The following is an 18785-nucleotide window of genomic DNA, read 5'->3' as shown; positions in this document are numbered from 1 at the left end:
AAAAGCAGCTAAATCTTTCTTTAATCATCATACGAAAAAACGAGTATTTCTCCGGTATACGCATCAATGTCTATATCGATGTCTCCACTGCTCGACTCGATTTCAATTTCATAATAGGTGCCTTCATCATCTATCTCGAGCTCCATTTCTTCAATGATCCCATCTACTTCATTCGCAGCGATTTGTACGGCTTCGGCAGCACTCACCGGAAGTTCATCATCCACCGATTCTGTTTCTTCTTCCTCGTCATTCGTTTCCTCCTCGCTTTCTCCGCCGCTCTCCGTTCGAGCTTCAATGATCTCCAGGTTCATCACCTCTCCCTCGGCAGCATCGATCATAAGAGCGTAGACCCCTTGGTCGTTTGCAAGTTCTACTTCATACGCGGGTTGGCCGTTATGCTGCAAGGGATCCACATTCGTTACATCCCCAGGGTACTCATTGCCGACTTTTTCCACAATTTCACCCTCCGCTAGTTGCGCGCTGCTTGTACCGGCATTCAACTGTGTCACACCAACCACTGCCAGCAAAAAAACGACAATGCCGGTGCTTATAATAAGCAGTTTTTTCATTGGCTTTTTCCTCCTTCTCCAATCGGGATTTCAATGGTAAATGTCGTATACGCGCTGATTTTGCTGTCCAATGTGATTCGCCCGCCTTGTGCTTCCATTAATTTACCGGCAATCGACAACCCTAATCCCGTGCCTCCGTCTTCTCGGGACCTGGCTTTATTGATTCTGTAAAAGCGGTCAAAAATACGTTTCTGGTCCGCTTCGGAAATGCCGGCACCGTAATCGGTGATGGATACATAGGCCATGCGGTTCTCTTGCCAAACGGAAACATCAATATTCTTGTCGCTGTATTTAAGTGCGTTATCAAGAATGATGTAGAGCACTTGTTTTATTTTTTCCAGATCTGCATGGACGAAAAGCGTGTCAGTCTCGGCAGAAAAATAAACCTCGCGTTGCGAGGCGGTTTCCATTGCTCGCGCCGCTTTCCCGACAACCGTATCAAGCTGAAAATGTTCGGGGTCCAATTGAAGATGTTCTCCGTCTCTTACAAGCAGCAGCAATTGTTCGGCCAAATGTTTCATCCGTCCCCCTTCTTCGGTGATCGCTTCAATCGCCTCATCCAACACTTCCGGTTTTGTTTTTCCCCAGCGTTTCAGCATAGTGGCGTAGCCGTCGATGATGGTTAACGGTGTGCGCAATTCATGCGAGGCATCGGACACAAATTGATCTTGTTTTTCAAATTCCCGCTCCAAGCGCTCCACCATTTCGTTGAACGCTTCGATCAGCTGTTGAAGTTCATCCCGGGAACGCCGTTTGTTGTTGATCGGTTTTAAATTCCCCTTTTCCTGTATGTTTTTCATCGTTGTGATTAAGCTGTTGATTGGACGCAAGATGATAGCGCCTAACACCCAACCTCCAAGGACCGCAGGGATGAGCACGATGAACGACGCCGCGACTAGGATATAGCGGAGCACTTCCATATTTTCTTCCATGCCTTGCAAGTGTTCCGACACTTCCAAAGTGACGATATTCCCATCTTCCCAAACGATCGGTTTATAAATGAAAACAAACCGCTCTCCATCATCGGTGACCAATGTGCGCGATTCCTGTGTATTCGTAAAGCGTGCGGGAAACTCTGAAAATCGCTGCTCTCTCGTAGAGGTATGAATCGTATCTTCCTGGTGATTGATGACCCTCACCATCCCGTTTCCGGGAAGGTTGGCTTGAATGATACCGTCTAATCCCGATCCGTCGTCGATCGCTGCGCTGAGCTGTTCAGCCGTCGCTTCCGCCTGGTTGGTGACTCTCGATATTTCCGAAGCCCAACTATCATTTTCATAAAAAATATAGACGAAAATATTTGTAGCGGCGACAAATAAAATCAATGCCAGTGCCGCTGATACTTGCAATTTTGTTTTTAATTTCATCGGTTTGCCCTTTTCATGATATAGCCGACGCCTCTCATGGTATGAATTAACGGCGTAGCGTCGGTATCTATTTTTTTGCGCAGGTAGCGGATATAGACATCAACAATGTTGGTGTCGCCGATGAAATCATAGCCCCATACCGCTTGAATGAGCTGCTCCCGGTTCAAGACGTGGCCTTGATTGGCGATGAGATGATGGAGCAAATCGAATTCACGCGGTGTCAGCTCGATCTGTTCATCGTTTCTTTGCACTTCCCGGCTCTTGACGTTCACCGTCAAGTCTTCAAAATGTAGAATTTCTTTTTGTGGCTGCCCTTTTTTATGTTCGCGCAGTTGCACGCGAATCCTTGCCAAAAGCTCTTCGTTTTCAAATGGCTTGGATACGTAATCATTCGCGCCGAGGTCAAGGCCACTCACTTTATCGGGAATTTCATTTCTCGCCGTCAGCATCATCACCGGTGTCAACGAATCTTCCCGACGGAAACGCCTTAGGATCTCCATACCGCTCAATGACGGCAGCATCACATCGAGTATAATGAGGTCCCAGCCCCCTTCGAGAGCCGCTTCCAACCCCGACTGGCCGTCGTGTTGCACTTCGACGCTATACCCTTCATACTCCAGCTCCAACGTCAAAAGCCGCCCTAAACGCTTCTCATCTTCCACAATCAATATTCTGGCCAAGACCGATCACCTCTCTACGTTCATTATACAAAAATAATCGGTCAAAGAGATTAGAATACGATTAGAAATTGTTTTTCCCACCCATAAAAAAATAGCCATCCTTCTTTTGCTATCTAAATAAACATTTATTTAAACAGGTTGGGATATTTCTTTGTGATGCTATTATTGCTTAAAATTTTAAAAATAATATTTATTTTTTCTTCTGAGTGTATATTATGGGACTTTTGCGGAAAGAGAAACGTGTATGGCGTAGAAGAGCAACAATTCAATTATGATGCTCTTCATCAACTAACCGCTGTGAAAAATGAAGGCGGCCATAGGCGTCAATATTACTATAATGACAGTACCGGCAATCGTGGGCGGGCGCTTTAACACAACCACGAGCGCTTAATATGTGCTAACTAACCCAATCAATTATGTGGATCCGTTAGGATTAAACCCGCAACAAGCGGATTGGTGGGAGATACAAGTGAGTTAATGGTTTCAGCCGGATCCCGGGAATTTTTAGCTGCTTCAAGGAACAGTGGAGGGTCCCCGAGACGTCGCTTATCTTATTTTAAACTTTGCGTATTAATATACATTATGGAAATGAATTAAAATGTCACTTTTATATCCTATTAATTCCTATAACCCTATTTTATGCTAAAATGGATTGAAGAAAAATTGTTTTAAAAGTACTTTGATCAGCATGTTAAAAAAGGTGAACCATATGGTTTTTAGGGGAAAAAGGCTGTTAGCAGGATTGATTGACTTTATTATTGTAACACTTCTCGTAAATATACCGTTTCCAATATTTATGGAAACTGGTCTTGAAGGCTGGTTCCTTGTTTATTTGCTAATCATATTTATTGGTTACGGGTACATATTGGAAGGCAGAAACAATCAGACAGTTGGAAAAAAGGTTATGGGATTAAAAGTCGTTTCTTCAAAGACTGGAAAAAGTGAGATTTTCGTTTGGCAGTTGCTAATTCGAAACGTTTTTAGACCTCTGGATTATATTGGTTTTTGGGGAGTTATTCCTATTACTTTATTTAAACGCAGGCTTGGCGAATTTTTGTCTTTAACGGAAGTGCGAGAAAACCCAAGAGTTAGTTCCTCGAAAGGGGGCACGAAAATGAATGAAAAAAGTGAGAAATGAAACATCTTGATGATTCTATGTGATAAAAATTACCCGAAGATTATGTTGAGGGCTTCTATATTGAGAATACATATTTAAGGAGAGGCATTGATGAGGAAGCTTTCATCCTTTTGGTTGCTTACAATTGTGCCTTTATTTTTGCCCGGGCGCAACTTAATAAGTGGTGATATAAACGATGATGCTCGGTGACTTCATCGACTTGGTATACGATGATCTAACTCATATAGAAGTTTGATCGATGAAATAGTTAAATGCGGTGCCGCTGTAAGATAAAAGATCAAGAACGAACCACTCGATAGGAGGGATCTATCCTGGGACAAACCGTATACCAACTTGCAAGCAAAACAAGCAGAATATTTTCCGGTTTATTTGATGTTCTGCTCATTATGTTATTTTTGGGTATGTTCATTCCTTTGATTACTGGATCAACGATACATGAGACAACCAAAATAGTTCTTTTTATTCTCATTATAGCAGTTGCGATTACGTTATATCTTGGCAAAGATAGCGTAAAAGGAAAGAGTTTGGGGAAGTGGCTTTTTGGAATCGAAGTCAGGATGGGGCGGAATTTAAAGGAATTCCCGGAAAAAAAACAAGTATTTATTCGCAATCTGATACTCGCTATACTAACAATCATTGAATTTGCGGTGCTTATTTTTAATAAAAAAACAAAAAGAATTGGAGACATGGCTGGAGATACGGTTGTGATCGCTGTAAAACCGGGAACGGCTTCGGTTCTTAAAGGGCTATTATCATTGGGGTTGTTAATCATTATGTTCAATGTGTTGCCGATGTTTATCGCCAATCAAAGTGCTGTCAATCAATTTGCCACAAATTATATCGAACAGGATGAAACGATAAACGAAATGACGGGTGGTGTAGAAGGATTCGGATCTTTCCCGAGCATCAGTTATAGCGGTGGAGGAAACGGTGGCCAATATGAATCTTTTATTGATGTTGAAGGCGAGAATCAGGATATAAACGTGAATATTGTTCTACATAGAGAAGGGGCTCAACCGTGGGATGTCGTGTCTATTGCTTATCAAGAAAATCATGAGCAAGATTGGACAATGATTGCGGATGCGCATGAAGAATGAACGGGTAAATGGTGCCCAACAGCAAACATTGTAGCGTTTATCAGCCGAAAATGCTTCGATATCAGCGGAATAGCGCAATATATCAGCGGAAAACAAACATATATCAGCCGAAACAAACGATTTATCAGCCAAAAGGAGGGAAACATGGATCCATTCGAAAAACATCTCAAGAGAATTCACGTGTGGGGAAGAGTGTTGGGCATTATCATGATAATAAGTGGTAGTTTATATGCTTTAGTGGGGCTGCCGAGTTTTTTAATCGGTGCCGCCCCGGGTGTACTCATGGTCATCATGGGCGTATTTATTTTCAAGACCTCGACATCGGCACAAAAGGCAATGGAAAGCAAGGATATTCACGTCTTTGCCGTGTTGTTCGACAATTATGGAAGAGTATTAATGATAGGCAGTATTACAGCGATCGTAACGATCGGTCTTGCCGTTGTATTTATGGCTATTTTTTCTTTAATGATACTGGGATCATTCTAGTAGAGGGGGGTGACCTTTGTGGACAATGAAACAAACAACAGACTGGAACGCATGAAAATTGCCAGGGAAGAGATCAGACGGTTAGTAAATGAAGGGCGATTGAATGCGTTTGTGGAAAAAGCGATTCTGGATGTTATTGAAGCGGAATTGAAAGGATTAAAAAGAGAAGCAGAAGCGGAATGTGCACGCACGGAGCCAAAAGAAGAACCGGCCATTGAACAGCAACCGGCTGTCGAACCATCGAAACCGAAGGCGAAAAAAGACGAACAACCGGCTGAGCAATCGAAGCCAATGGAAGAAAAACAAGAACCGTCCGAGGCAGAGCAACCGAAGCTCAAAGAGGATCAAGAAAAACCGGCCATTGAGCCGTCGGGAGAAAAGGTGGAAGAACAACCGCCCGTCGAGGAATCGAAGCCAAAGGTGGAGACGCACCCCCAACCGGTCGCAGAGCCGCCGCCGAAACCAAAGGAACCTAAGCAGGAACCCCCTGCCGTTGCTAAGCCCCAGCCGCAAGCGGCCGCCAAGAAAGAACGGTCGCCGGAAGAACAACGGGAACGTCGCTTAACGTACATATTATCTTCAGGGGTAACCCTTCTTTTGCTGGGAGGCGTTCTGCTGGCGCTTACGAATTGGTTAATGCTTGCGGATGTAACGAAGGTATTCCTCATCAGCGGAATCGCCGTTTTGTTCGGAGGGATGAGCTTCCTGGCGCACAAACTGCAAATAAAGCAGACGATGCTTGCGTTTTTATTGTTATTTGCTTTTTTCGTCCCGATCGTCTTTTTCTCCATCAGTTTTTATGGTGTATTCGGAACATATCTTTCGGCAGAAGGTGAAGGAAGCACCTTGTTTGCTGCGGTCGCTGCTCTCCTATGTGTCGGTCTTTATGCCGTCTTGCATCATTTTAATAAACATCGCGCTTTTCAATTGTCCACGGTTGCTGCCGTAAGCATCAGCGCATTGTTCGCCGCTGCTTTTGCCGCTGCTTCCGTTGAAATGTACGTTTTCATCCTCGCGGGTTTGATTTTCGTTCAGCTGCTTGGGTGGAATAGATTTCAGCGAAGTACATGGGTAGCCGACTACCGTTCGTTGTTGCCGGGGTTTGTATTCGGACAATTGTTGCTCGTCACGTTTATTCAATTCATTCTGTTTTCCGAGACGATGTTCACTTTTGTGAATCTTGCCGTTCTTGGTGCATTATTTTATTTGCTGGCACGAAAAAAACGTCAATTTCAAGGGAGCGCGATCCCCGGCGTTTTGCTGTTTACCATTGGTGTGACCGGAGCGATTGTTGTAGAATTCACGACAATTTCCACGATTGCCGCTCTGTTGGTCCTTATTGTGCCGACCGTATTACTCAGTGTTTATCAATGGGAGCGAAGCAATGATGCACAACCTTTGCTCTATATGCCATTACGCGTTCTTTTTTACATCACACTAGCTGGCACGCATCTCTATGGTCAGGCAATGATGTTCGGAAATTTCGGCGACGTGGCGCTTTACCCGGTCACGTTCGCATGGCTGAGCGCATTGTTCGTTTTCCACGGTTGGCAGGAAAAAGAACAGGTAACGCTCTTTTTCTCTTATTTGATCAGCCTGTATTCCGCCTTTATTATCATTGATTTTTGGCTCGTTGGGTTGCCTGCAATCACAGCACTTTTTGTTAGTTTGCTGACGGTTGTGTACGTGGTGACGTTACGAAAACAAATCGATGTAAACTTGATCAAACGGCCGTTAAAACTGGCGACCGTGATCATGTTCGGGCTTGTTGTCTTGATGCTGATAGGGGAATGGGCCTTGCAAGCAAGTGTGTTCGCGCTTATCTATGTAATCACCGCACTTTCGTGTTCCTATGAAGAAAAGAAATATCGAAACGCTAGCGGCATCGTAGGCGCATCGGCGTTATTTTTGGCGTTGTGTGCAGCGTTCCCGGCATTGTTGGAAGATACGGCGATTTATACATCGCTGATGCAAGCGGCCCATCATTTCTTGCTTGCAGCTGCAGTGTTAACGGCGATGACCTACGTTTTCACGCGTCAATACGGACAAGAAATCGCTCGAATTCCGTTTATTATGGCAGGTGCGTTATATACGATTTCTTTGTTATACCTGCTCGGGGAGTTTCCATTATTCGCTTACTTTTGGCCTACGGTCCATGCCATTGCAGGCGCTGGTTATTTGTGGATCGCGGTCCGCTTTTTCTTCCGGAATAAGGAATTATGGTGGGGCGTAACTTCCTTTAGTGTGCTTGCTTACTTAAGCTTGTTGGACTACCCCGTCAGCGATTCGCCGATTGTTTTCTGGGGACTTCTGTTGCTTGCGGGTGGCGTCTTTACGTGGTCCGGCAGAGGCCTATCCCGTTTGTATGGATATGGAGGGCAGTGTTTTTACATCGCCGGACTGGGAATGATCGCCCTCTTCCCGTTGCTTTACGTGATGATAAGCGGATTATCCATTCATGGGTTGCTCGTTCCTCTCATTATTTTGCTTGCTGAAGTGCTTATGGAAAAAAGAACGGGGTGGCGCGTAGGACAAAGTCTGACACTTATTGTCTTTCTTTTGCTCCATAACCTGAATTGGTTCCATGCATTGCCTGGTGTTACAACCGTCGATGGATTGTTGCTGACAGGCGGCCTAATCACAGCTGCTGCATTTTGGCGCCCGCTTTCCTTTAATGGATACGGACACCTTGCCGGAATGATCGTTCTCAATCTTTACTTGATCGCGCTGCCATTGACAGAAGCCGCTGCTTATGACTGGGGTCACATCGCTATTTCGTTTGCAATTGCTGCGGGAACGGTGTATGTGTTGGAAAAATGGAAACGGGGGAGTTATAGCGCTATTCCGCTGTCATTGACCGGCCTTGTGATTTTATTCAGTAGCCTGGAACTCGTCACAAGCATATTCTTGCTTTTCCTTGTCGCGGTTCTTGCTTTGGCTGTTGGGGTTTACTATTTCGGCTGGTCGCTATATGAACGCGAAAGAATCAATGTTTATCAAAGTGTAAGTATCATTTTCGCGTTAATCGCGGGGCTTATGTTTCAAATGTATACCGCGGTTTCGATGGAAACGACAATCATTTTCTCCGCGGTGCTGTTCGCATACCTTTTCCTCTTATTTGTAAAAGGGAAGGGCGAGTTGGAACGTTATTTTTTAGCCGCTTATCTTTTGTATTATAACTTCCATTGGTTTAGCGATTTGCCGGTGGTAACCGCTGCGGACAGCTTGTTGCTGACAGGTGGGATCATTGCGGCTTCAGCTATTAAAAAGCCATTTTCATTCAAAGCATTTGGGTATCTTGGCGCGATGATAGCATTCAATCTTTACCTGTTGATCTTGCCATTGACAGAAGCTGGAGATTACGGAGGGGGCCGACTCGTCATCGCGCTCGCCATTGTTGCACTTACGGTGTATGTGCTGGAAAAAGATAAACAGGGTGTCTACAGCGCTGCCCCCCTTGCGTTGATCGGCATCGTGATGATAGCCAGCAGCCTGGAATTTTTCACAACGGCCGTGTTGCTTTTCCTTGTCGCGCTGGCCACTTTAGCGCTCGGAGTTTATTCCATTGGCTGGTCAATGCTGGAGCAAAAACGCATTAATCATTATCAACTCATGAGTATTGTGTTTGTGGTCATCGCCGGGATTGTGGCGCGGTTCGATCCCGCGACTCTGACGGCTGCAGAGATTAGTTTCTCGCTCGTGTTATTCGGGTATCTTTTTCTTTTGTTCGTAAAAGAAAAAGACTTATGGGTACGCACCGTCTTGGCCGTTTTTCTTTTGCTTTATAACATGAATTGGTTCAATGACCTGACGGGGCTAACCGTTTCGGATAGCTTGCTATTGACTGGAGCAATTATCGCGGCAACGGCATTTAAGCAGTCATTTCAATACCAATCGTTTGGATATTTTGGCGGAATGATCGTGTTCAATCTCTACCTGTTGATTCTGCCGGTGGCAGAATCCGGCGCTTATGGTTGGGGAAGAATGGCCATTGCTTTCGCGATTGCCGCGGGTACAGTTTATGTGCTGGAAAAATGGACACAAGGCGCGTGCAATGCGATTCCGCTTTCGTTAACCGGTATCGTGATCGTAGCCAGTAGTCTGGAACTTATCGCAACGGTAAGTATGCTTTTCTTTGTCGCGTTAGCCACTTTATCGGTCGGTGTCTATTACATTGGCTGGTCATTATTCGAGCGCGAGCGTGTGAATCTTTATCAACTCGTGAGTATTGGTTTTATTTTCATAGCAGGATTTTTGTTGGTTTCCGATCAAGCGGTAGCAACTGGCGTGGAGTTGATTTTTGCCACTGTACTGTTCGCTTATTTTGCCCTTCTGTTTATAAAAGAGAAAGGGGCGTCGGAGCGTTCCTTTAAGGCAATCGCGCTCTTGATCAGCTATTATTACCCGCTGGCGTTATTGCTTCGCTTATTGCCTTTGGCTACAGAATTTCATATTTATGCCTACGTTGTGTCGTTCATGGTCCTTGTAAGTGTACTTCTGCGACACGTCGCTTACGAGGCTAATTGGAAACCTTACGTGGAAATGGCTGTCGTCATCATAGGTTTTGTAACAATGAGCGTCTCTACTCTCGCGGAACAAACGTTATACACAAGTTTAACGATGAGTGTACTTGCGGTGCTCGCTGTTCTGGTTGGGTTCTATCTGAAATATGCCGTCTATTTTCTCACCGGAATTGTCGTATTGCTCGTTAACACACTGTACGCCACTCGTGCATTTTGGGCGAGTGTCCCTTGGTGGATGTACATCATGGCTGTCGGCGCTGCCTTGATTGCTTTTGCCACCTATCAAGAATTGAAAAAAAGGGAAGGCGCAACAACTACCCGAGAACAATGGCAACGAATGGTGCAAAAAGTAAAAAGGATGTTTCAGGAGTGGAAGTAGGGGGACGTGAACTACTGGCTTTTCCAGGAAAAAACAAAGCTTCTAATGATAAAAATACCTTCTGGCATGAGAAGAGAAAACCAATGCTTAATATTAGATGGGCCTTGTGTGATTCTGCGGACTCGGCGGGGAGCAAAGGGGCCAAATGAGTCCTCAGGCTGAGCATCTGCGGACTCGGAGGGGAACGAAGGGGCCAAATGAGTCCTCAGGAATGGCGTCTGCGGACTCGGAAGGGAGCAAAGGGGCCAAATGAGTCCTCAGGAATGGCATCTGCGGACTCGGCGGGGAACGAAGGGGCCAAATGAGTCCTCAGGAATGGCGTCTGCGGACTCGGAAGGGAGCAAAGGGGCCAAATGAGTCCTCAGGCTGAGCATCTGCGGACTCGGAGGGGAACGAAGGGGCCAAATGAGTCCTCAGGAATGGCGTCTGCGGACTCGGAAGGGAGCAAAGGGGCCAAATGAGTCCTCAGGAATGGCATCTGCGGACTCGGCGGGGAACGAAGGGGCCAAACGAGTCCTCAGGAATGGCGTCTGCGGACTCGGCGGGGAGCGCAGAAGCCAAATGAGTCCTCAGGGCAGGCATCTGCGGACTCGGAAGGGATCCCAGAAGCCAAACGAGTCCTCAGGCTCGTGTTTTTTAGACTCATAATGTTTGCTGAACGCAAAATTCATCCGCAAATGCGATAAAAAACGATATGTTTGATATCCGTTTCATCTCCAATGGGATAGCGAGGAGTCATGTTTGCTTTTGAGAGAGTGTGTGGGGATTGTTGTTCTCGATTTGGATGATATAATAATAGATGGATAGAATTCGCACAGGGAGTGTAGCTACATGGACGATTTTTCGGTTGCTTCGATGATGGAAACCTTCAAAGAACTTTTTCCGAAAGAGACCTCCATCGCCGTGTCTGATGCTCAACACTTTATTTATTATAAGCCGAGTAAATACATTGATTTAAAAATCAAACCCGGTGACAAAATCAGTGAAAGTACCGTGACTTATAAGGCGTTATCCATTCAACGAAAGACATCTGACCATATTAATAGTAAAGTGTTTGGCACTTCTTACTTCGGGACGTCTGTCCCCATTTTTGATGCCGGCCGTCCTGCAGGGTGTGTAACGGCTATTTTTCCATCCAAGCAGTTGCGCCTCCTTTCGTCCCTATTGACCGTTCAAATGAATGACCGATGGATTCCGATTCCTTATCAAGACGTCATGTTTCTCGAAGCACAGAATCGAAAAACTTGGATTCAATCCGAACGAGGAACGGGTACGCACAAATTTAGCTTGAGTGAGCTGGAACCTCATTTACCCGATGATTCCTTTATTCGCTGTCACCGTTCCTATATCATTAATGTCAACTATATTGCCGAAATACAGCCGGACACGCATTCAACTTTCTTGTTGGTGATGAGAGATCAAACGAAAATTCCCGTCAGCCAAACGTATGCCAGCCATTTTCGCAAAATCCTTTCCTTCTGATTCTTCTGCTTCATGTCATCCTATTGCTGGTTCATCTTCCATTTAAGCCTTTTCATACAGAAACGCATGAGGCGTTAGCAATCGGTTGATATAATGAAGAGAAAATTGAAGAAGTGAGGGTTTTTTTCTATGGAACAAAAGATAAAACAGCTCTTACGCGACTCACGTTTGCATGACCGTATTGTTTCGGAAGAAACAGCGGCTTCCTGGATAAAAGACGGTATGACACTGGGGCTTAGCGGCTTCACAAGAGCGGGGGACGCTAAGGCCGTTCCATCTGCACTTGTTGATAAAGCAAAACATGAAAACTTGAAAGTGAATGTGTATACTGGCGCTTCTCTTGGCTCCGATATCGATCGGATCATGGCTGATGCCGGTATCGTTCATAAACGTCTTCCTTTTCAGGCAGATAGGACGATGCGCAGGGAGATTAATCAGGGAGATATGTTTTTTGTGGACCAGCATTTATCACACACCGCTGAAGCTCTTCGCCAAGACGTTCTGAATCCTGTTGATGTCGCCATTGTGGAAGCGATATCAATTACGGAAAACGGCGAAATTATTCCGTCGACATCGGTTGGCAACTCATCCATTTTCGTAGAAAAAGCGGAGGCGGTCATTATTGAGTTGAACCTTGCCCATCCCGCAGAATTGGAAGGGTTGCATGATATTTATGAAGCAGGCGAGCAAGGAAGCCGTGACCCCATTCAATTGATGAATGTTGATGACCGTCTCGGATCGAAAGGCATTCCCGTCGATATTGAAAAAATTAAAGGGGTCGTTATTACCAATCAAGCCGACTCCCCATCGACGATTGTGCCGCCCGATGAGGAAACGGCTGTTATGGCTAACCATCTGATCGATTTTTTACGTAAAGAAAAAGAATTGGGTCGTTTGCCGGATAACCTGGCGCCACTGCAGTCCGGCATTGGATCGGTGGCCAATGCCGTTCTGCATGGCCTTTTGGATTCGGAGTTTACGGATTTGGAAGTGTACTCCGAGGTTTTGCAAGACGCTGTTTTCGATCTTATGGACGCTGGCAAAGTCCGCTTTGCTTCGGGGTGTTCCATCACACTGTCCGAAACGAAAATTGACAAAGTCTATGCCGATATTAACAAGTACCGCGACCGTTTGATTTTACGGCCACAAGAAATTTCAAATCATCCGGAGATCATTCGGCGTCTGGGCTTGATTTCCATTAATACGCCGATCGAAGTCGATCTGTATGGCAACGTGAATTCGACTCATATTCTAGGCACCAAAATGATGAATGGAATCGGTGGTTCAGGAGATTTCACGCGAAATTCGCGACTCTCGATTTTTGTTACCAAATCAATAGCAAAAGGGGGAGATGTCTCAAGCGTCGTGCCTTTTGTTTCCCACGTCGATCATACCGAACACGATGTGGATGTTATTGTGACAGAACAAGGCTATGCCGACTTGCGCGGATTAGCACCGAAAGAACGCGTGCCTCTCATCATTGATAACTGTGCCCATTCGATGTATCGGGAACAACTCTATGCTTATTACAAAGAAGCGTGTGAACAGGGAGGACACACGCCCCACATCCTTGAGAAGGCGTTCTCCTGGCACACGAACTTTGCAAAAAATGGTACCATGCTTGAGGAATCAATGTTGAGTGTTTAGCCCATACCTTATTACTATAAAAAATCGAGAGATTAAGCTATAGTAGATTTAGAAAAGGTGTGCATCGGCATGAGCAGCAACGTCTACATTCTTTTTTCAAATCTTAGGGTGTAAGGGATGGTTAAAATTAGCAACGGACAAATGAAAACAGATGTTATTTTAATCGGTGCCGGAGTGATGAGCGCGACTTTGGGATCATTATTGAAAGAGTTGGCACCTGAATGGAAAATCAAAGTGTTTGAGAAACTCGGAAATTCGGGAGAAGAAAGTTCGAATGAATGGAATAATGCAGGTACCGGCCATGCTGCCTTATGTGAACTCAACTATACATCTGAAAACCCGGATGGATCGATCGATGCCGGCAAAGCGATAAAAATCAACGAACAGTTCCAGCTTTCAAGACAGTTTTGGTCTTATCTTGTAAATAGCAATTTGATTCGCAGGCCGCAGGACTTCATCATGCCGATGCCTCATATGAGTTATGTACACGGGGAGGAAAATGTAAAGTTTTTGAAAAAGCGCTATGAAGCGCTGTCCAACAATCCCCTGTTTCAAGACATGGCGTTTTCCAATGATCCCGAAAAACTTAAGGATTGGATGCCGCTGATTATGGAAGGCCGTACATCGAATGAACCGGTCGCGGCAACCAAAATCGATTCGGGAACGGATGTCAATTTTGGAGCTTTAACGCGCTTGTTGCTTGGCCACTTGCAGAACAATAATGCCGATATCAATTACCGGCATAGTGTTGAAGACCTTAAACAGACGAGCGACGGCTCATGGGAAGTAAAAGTACACGATATTGCCAACGATAACATCGAATACCATACGGCATCATTCGTCTTTATCGGCGCAGGGGGCAAAAGTCTGCATTTACTGCAGAAATCCGGTATTCCTGAAGGAAAACATGTTGGAGGATTTCCGGTAAGCGGGCTTTTTATGGCGTGTAACAATCCGGACGTTGTCGAGCAGCATCAAGCAAAAGTGTACGGCAAAGCGAAGGTTGGAGCGCCGCCAATGTCCGTTCCGCATCTTGATACAAGATATATCGACAACAAAAAAACGTTGCTGTTCGGACCGTTTGCCGGCTTTTCGCCAAAGTTTTTAAAAACCGGTTCAATGTTCGATTTGATAACATCCGTAAAATCGGACAATCTCACAACGATGCTGGCAGCAGGCGCAAAAAACATTCCATTGACAAGATATTTGATCAAACAATTGATGTTATCGAAGAAACAGCGTATGGAAGAATTGCGGGAATTTATTCCAAATGCCAAAAACGAAGATTGGGAGCTGGTAACAGCGGGCCAACGTGTACAAGTCATTAAAGATACCGAAGCTTCCGGGAAAGGAACGCTTCAATTTGGCACGGAAGTTGTCAGTGCTGACGATGGCTCGATAGCTGCACTGCTCGGTGCTTCACCGGGTGCCTCCACGGCCGTTCACGTAATGCTTGACGTTTTGGAAAAATGCTTTCCGCAAAAAATGAAAGAATGGGAACCGAAAATAAAAGAAATGATCCCTTCTTATGGCGTGTCACTGGCAGAGAATCCGGAGCTTTTCCGCGACATTCATACGTCAACAGCGCAGGCCCTTCACCTGGATGAGCATGTTTCCGATTTTTGGGATGTGGAAGAAAAAGTGTTGGAACACGTGTGAATGAACAACCTTATATGAAAAAAAGCCGTATTTTCAACGGAGAAAATGCGGCTTTTGTCTGTAGGGAATACGTTGTACATACTCAGATAAGACAGGGGGCTTCCGAACGAGACATCTGATGCCTGCGAAATAGAAATCCCGGTCTTGAAATGGTCATGGCGACTGAAAACGAAAACGGAATCGCTCGTTCGGGCACCATGAGGCAGCCATGACGCCCGAACTCTTTTCATTCAGACCACTACGGTCGTCATAAAGTGGTTATGACGACCGAACATGAGACTCGCCCACTTTTTCGGTCGTCATGATGCGATCAATTGTTCAGGTTAGGGAGCCAGAAGCTGTTGTTAACGACCGAACGTCTTCCTCGTAATCGGGTAATTAAGCCACCTTGCACTAGTTCCATGCAAGCCTAACCATACGGAGGTTTATTATGAAAAAAGATATCATACGTCCGCTTGTGATTTGTGTATTTCAAAAAGATGAGTCCATCCTTGTCGCCGAGGGCTTTGACCCAGTCAAAGGGGATCATTATTATCGTCCCATTGGGGGTGGCATTGAATACGGAGAAAGAAGTGCCGATGCATTGATAAGAGAAGTACGAGAAGAAATTGATGCGGATATTTATAACCTTATATATATAGGGACTGTTGAGAATATTTTTACTCTAAACGGGGAATTGGGTCATGAGATTGTACAAGTGTACGATGCATCTTTCACTGACCCTTTTTTCAATGATAAAGATGAGTTTGAAGGCAGGGAAGATAACGGGGAAGCATTTAAGTTATAGAAGCGTGGTCTAACTCCACCGTCTTTAGACGGTATAAGCTTTTAGCCTTGCCTTTGAATGTCCATACTTAAACCGAGGTGAGAGTATGGATGAATACAAAAGAAGTAGCCACGCGGTCTATGACATCAAATACCACATTATATGGGTTACAAAGTATAGATATCATGTGTTACGTGGCGACATTGCCCACCGAGTAAGGGAACTAATCAGACAAGGATGTGAAGCGAGAGGGATCACGATAGTACAAGGAAGTGTAGGGAAAGACCATATTCACTTATTATTGTCCTGTCCGCCGAGCATAGCACCGAGTAAGATATTGCAATATCTCAAAGGGAGATCATCAAGGTTAATCCAAGACGAATTCCCCGCCCTGAAGAAAAGATATTGGGGTCAGCACTTATGGGCGAGAGGATATTTTTGTGCAACAGTAGGAAATGTGACGGAAGAAATCATTAGAAATTATATCGAAAACCATACCAGCGAGAAGAGGAACGATATATTCAGGATTGATGATTGAGTTCCAGTCAAAATCAGTATGCTTGAGCTTAAGGTCTTTCAGCAGACTTCAGTCTGAAATGCGACTTTCAGTCGCGGACAATTTATGTCCAAATCCACCTGCTTTAGCAGGTGGGTCGTTTAAGACGATGCGTGTTCCTGTCCGTAAGTTTGAAATCGGAGAATTACGGCTCGTGCCTGAAAGTCTTCTAGATTTGCTTAAAAACAATGGGTTAATTAAATAATAGCTGAATAAGAGAATCGGCAGAAACGGTGGTGGACATTTGTCAAATCGTAATAATAGTGTAAAATACTAATGACATAATCTTTTTCGGATTCCATTCCAAAACGACTGGCATTGTGTTATTGGCTCTTGGAGTTGCCATAGGTATGGGTTTAGGAATTGCAGGGGAGTAGTCTAAACCTGAGGCATAAATAAAATAGCTTTTTATCAATCGAGTTGCGTGTATCATATTGGAGAAATATTGTCAGCAAAACGGTGCTTTTATATGGTAAGATTACGATTATTAAGCAAATATAAAAAATGATCAGTTGAGGGGAGGCATACATAATGAAAACATGGACGAAAATAGCATCCGCAATGTTTTTAAGTGTAGCACTGTTAGTTGCTTGTGGAGATGGCGAGGAAGAGACGACGAGTGAAGACACTCCGGATACGGATGATGACACAAGTGAAGCTGAGGACGTTGAGGCAACCGAAGAGGAAGAAGAAAGTGAAGAGGATGAAAGCGGTAACGATGCTTCAGGTGATTTTGAGGAGGATCAGCACCTCACATTAGGGGAGACTGGCGTCTATGATACTACGATAGGAACGTATGAAATCACATTGGATTCTGTGAGCACGGAAGATGAGGTTGAAGGAGAGCCCCCCGTCAATGAAGTGTTTATCATTGCAGAAGTAACGATTGAGAACATTTCGGATGAAGCGGTTGATGCCGTCGACCTGGCTATGGCAGACATGATGAACGATGGAGAAACACATGAAATGGCCTACTGGGACTATGGTTTTGAGGGGGAGGAGATCGAACCTGGCGAATCGCTGACGGGTGAATTGATCTATGATGAAATGGAATCCAGTTATTATGAGCTGGTTTATGGCTTTGCTTCAGATACAGTGGCTAACGAAGTCCGGTGGAGATTTGAGGAAGATGAGATTGATGAGTAATGATACTTACATTTGTGCCGAACCAGACCAGTTTGAAATGAACGAAAGGGAGCGGAAGCCTTAAAGGGAATTATTAAGGATGCTCGCGCCTTTTTTGATGATGGTAAGATGGAAATTGAAATAGGCTCTATCGTAGATAGCCCGTATATATCGGCGCGCTGGGAATTCATAGGCGCTTATACAGGAGGCATGCCAGATGCCAAGGCAGAAGTAGGGGAAATAATGAGCTTTAACGGTATGGATATTTTGGAAATCGAAAATGGGAAAATCAAAAGTTATTGGGTGTCTTCTAATGGCGTGTACTTAATGGAGCAGTTAGTGGCGTTTTTCAGCAGTTCTTTCATTATGTGTTCAATGCAGAGTATTAACGATTTACGCACGGTTTTTGAGGTCAAAAACCGTGCTCATGGTTGTCTTGATTCATAGATTTTCAGGACAAAATTCACGGATGACCTGTATTTTTGTCCAGCATTCTCTTATTGCAGGACAAAATGGTCGCTTATTCTTCATTTTTATCTACAATCGCAAACATCCTCGTAATGCTCCGTTCTATGCGACGAAAAAACTGCTGAAACAGTGCCCTAGGGGTACTTTGATTTCTAGAAAAAGGGGCGCTTATACGATGCATCGATTGGCGAAGGCCAATGCGTCCATCAAATGCGTAAAAAATGAACGACCGGTGAGACCAGTCGCTCATGAAACAATTGCGATTTTAAATCCGTTTAGAGAACGTTTATTAAATTCGTCTGTGCCCTCCTTCGATATACAGCGTTTCGCCTGTGGTAAAACCGTTACGCAGCAAATAAAGGACACCTTCCGCCACATCTTCCGGTTGACCTTCACGGTTAACAGGCAGTGCTTCTGCGATCGATTGATAGTAGGCTTTACGGTCTTCCGCTGGCATATGTGGCTGCGGGAAGGGGTGTCGATCACGCCGGGGGATACGACATTAACACGAATGGGTGCCAATTCCAGTGCCAATGTTTCCCCGAGGGTGGTAACCGCGGCATTGACCGCTCCCAGGGCGGAAGCCCCTTCCATCGCTTTGAAGGCAACAACGCCGGAGAAAAAGGTAATGGAACCATCTTTAGCGAGATATGGCCCTGCATGTTTTGCGGCATGATATTGGCCCCAGAATTTCCCTTCAAACAACTCGCGTGCTTCAGACGTATCCGTTTCAAGAAAGTTCCCGTATGTGGCTGTACCGGCTGTTAATACAAGGTGATCCAGTTTCCCGATTGTGTTAAAAAAGTTTTGGACCTCTTTTTCCTCCTGAATTATTCACAGCTC

The 18785-nt window shown here is 45.0% G+C and carries 15 protein-coding genes and 1 pseudogene; 12 read left to right on the top strand and 4 right to left on the bottom strand.

What is annotated here, in order from left to right:
• Window positions 1–20: 20 nt before the first annotated feature.
• The 3 genes from HUG15_RS20135 to HUG15_RS20125 are packed head-to-tail and all read right to left on the bottom strand — an operon-like array spanning window position 21 to window position 2616.
• Window positions 21–569, bottom strand: a complete 549-nt coding sequence (locus HUG15_RS20135) for a PepSY domain-containing protein (RefSeq protein ID WP_200125201.1) — start codon at window positions 567–569, stop codon at window positions 21–23.
• Window positions 566–1936: a sensor histidine kinase gene (locus HUG15_RS20130; protein WP_200125199.1), complete on the bottom strand. Its 1371-nt coding sequence runs from the start codon at window positions 1934–1936 to the stop codon at window positions 566–568. The genes HUG15_RS20135 and HUG15_RS20130 overlap by 4 nt, the downstream gene beginning before the upstream one ends.
• The gene (locus HUG15_RS20125) at window positions 1933–2616 is read right to left on the bottom strand and encodes a response regulator transcription factor (protein WP_200125197.1); all 684 of its coding nucleotides are present in this window, start codon (window positions 2614–2616) and stop codon (window positions 1933–1935) included. Before HUG15_RS20125 ends, HUG15_RS20130 begins: the two co-directional genes overlap by 4 nt.
• A 153-nt stretch (window positions 2617–2769) precedes the next feature.
• Between HUG15_RS20125 and HUG15_RS20120 the strand changes: the two genes are divergently transcribed.
• From HUG15_RS20120 to HUG15_RS20060, 12 genes are all read left to right on the top strand, one after another.
• Complete coding sequence (locus HUG15_RS20120) at window positions 2770–2988, top strand: hypothetical protein (protein ID WP_211202287.1); 219 nt, start codon at window positions 2770–2772, stop codon at window positions 2986–2988.
• Between the two features lie 337 nt (window positions 2989–3325).
• Window positions 3326–3754 (top strand): RDD family protein, encoded by a 429-nt coding sequence (locus HUG15_RS20115; RefSeq protein ID WP_211202286.1) that lies wholly within the window; start codon window positions 3326–3328, stop codon window positions 3752–3754.
• Window positions 3755–4140: 386 nt separating this feature from the next.
• Window positions 4141–4851 (top strand): RDD family protein, encoded by a 711-nt coding sequence (locus HUG15_RS20110; RefSeq protein ID WP_246516416.1) that lies wholly within the window; start codon window positions 4141–4143, stop codon window positions 4849–4851.
• Between the two features lie 144 nt (window positions 4852–4995).
• A complete protein-coding gene (locus tag HUG15_RS20105; protein ID WP_200125191.1) occupies window positions 4996–5337 on the top strand; it encodes a DUF5362 family protein in 342 nt (113 codons plus the stop codon).
• Window positions 5338–5355: 18 nt separating this feature from the next.
• Window positions 5356–10239 carry a brain acid soluble protein 1 gene (locus HUG15_RS20100; protein WP_200125189.1) on the top strand — a complete coding sequence of 1628 codons (4884 nt, stop codon included), beginning with the start codon at window positions 5356–5358 and terminating at the stop codon, window positions 10237–10239.
• Window positions 10240–11070: 831 nt separating this feature from the next.
• The gene (locus tag HUG15_RS20090) at window positions 11071–11721 is read left to right on the top strand and encodes a LytTR family DNA-binding domain-containing protein (RefSeq protein ID WP_200125185.1); all 651 of its coding nucleotides are present in this window, start codon (window positions 11071–11073) and stop codon (window positions 11719–11721) included.
• 129 nt (window positions 11722–11850) lie between these two features.
• On the top strand, window positions 11851–13368 hold the full coding sequence (scpC, locus tag HUG15_RS20085) for a succinyl-CoA:acetate CoA-transferase ScpC (protein ID WP_200125183.1): 1518 nt from the start codon (window positions 11851–11853) through the stop codon (window positions 13366–13368).
• A 126-nt stretch (window positions 13369–13494) separates the two neighbouring features.
• Window positions 13495–15027, top strand: a complete 1533-nt coding sequence (locus HUG15_RS20080) for a malate:quinone oxidoreductase (protein WP_200129074.1) — start codon at window positions 13495–13497, stop codon at window positions 15025–15027.
• Window positions 15028–15457: 430 nt separating this feature from the next.
• A complete protein-coding gene (locus HUG15_RS20075; RefSeq protein WP_200125181.1) occupies window positions 15458–15814 on the top strand; it encodes an NUDIX hydrolase in 357 nt (118 codons plus the stop codon).
• A gap of 85 nt (window positions 15815–15899) precedes the next feature.
• On the top strand, window positions 15900–16331 hold the full coding sequence (gene tnpA / locus HUG15_RS20070; protein WP_200125179.1) for an IS200/IS605 family transposase: 432 nt from the start codon (window positions 15900–15902) through the stop codon (window positions 16329–16331).
• Between the two features lie 549 nt (window positions 16332–16880).
• Window positions 16881–17495: a DUF4352 domain-containing protein gene (locus HUG15_RS20065; protein WP_200125177.1), complete on the top strand. Its 615-nt coding sequence runs from the start codon at window positions 16881–16883 to the stop codon at window positions 17493–17495.
• A 69-nt stretch (window positions 17496–17564) separates the two neighbouring features.
• Window positions 17565–17921 (top strand): ester cyclase, encoded by a 357-nt coding sequence (locus tag HUG15_RS20060; RefSeq protein WP_200129073.1) that lies wholly within the window; start codon window positions 17565–17567, stop codon window positions 17919–17921.
• A 310-nt stretch (window positions 17922–18231) separates the two neighbouring features.
• On the opposite strand, the pseudogene HUG15_RS23755 reads toward HUG15_RS20060, so the two are convergent.
• Window positions 18232–18773 (bottom strand): annotated as a pseudogene (locus HUG15_RS23755) (SDR family oxidoreductase); the annotation flags it as partial.
• Window positions 18774–18785 lie beyond the last annotated feature (12 nt).

The sequence above is a fragment of the Salicibibacter cibarius genome (assembly GCF_016495725.1).
GTDB classification, from domain to species: domain Bacteria; phylum Bacillota; class Bacilli; order Bacillales; family Marinococcaceae; genus Salicibibacter; species Salicibibacter cibarius.
This window is presented reverse-complemented; position numbering and strand designations above follow the sequence as displayed.

What these genes read in the sequence shown, in the direction of transcription:
- HUG15_RS20130 (WP_200125199.1), bottom strand. Translation starts at nt 1,936, where the DNA reads ATGAAATTAAAAACAAAATTGCAAGTATCAGCGGCACTGGCATTGATT.
- scpC (WP_200125183.1), top strand. Translation starts at nt 11,851, where the DNA reads ATGGAACAAAAGATAAAACAGCTCTTACGCGACTCACGTTTGCATGAC.
- HUG15_RS20090 (WP_200125185.1), top strand. Translation starts at nt 11,071, where the DNA reads ATGGACGATTTTTCGGTTGCTTCGATGATGGAAACCTTCAAAGAACTT.
- HUG15_RS20075 (WP_200125181.1), top strand. Translation starts at nt 15,458, where the DNA reads ATGAAAAAAGATATCATACGTCCGCTTGTGATTTGTGTATTTCAAAAA.
- HUG15_RS20105 (WP_200125191.1), top strand. Translation starts at nt 4,996, where the DNA reads ATGGATCCATTCGAAAAACATCTCAAGAGAATTCACGTGTGGGGAAGA.
- HUG15_RS20110 (WP_246516416.1), top strand. Translation starts at nt 4,141, where the DNA reads ATGTTATTTTTGGGTATGTTCATTCCTTTGATTACTGGATCAACGATA.
- tnpA (WP_200125179.1), top strand. Translation starts at nt 15,900, where the DNA reads ATGGATGAATACAAAAGAAGTAGCCACGCGGTCTATGACATCAAATAC.
- HUG15_RS20115 (WP_211202286.1), top strand. Translation starts at nt 3,326, where the DNA reads ATGGTTTTTAGGGGAAAAAGGCTGTTAGCAGGATTGATTGACTTTATT.
- HUG15_RS20135 (WP_200125201.1), bottom strand. Translation starts at nt 569, where the DNA reads ATGAAAAAACTGCTTATTATAAGCACCGGCATTGTCGTTTTTTTGCTG.
- HUG15_RS20065 (WP_200125177.1), top strand. Translation starts at nt 16,881, where the DNA reads ATGAAAACATGGACGAAAATAGCATCCGCAATGTTTTTAAGTGTAGCA.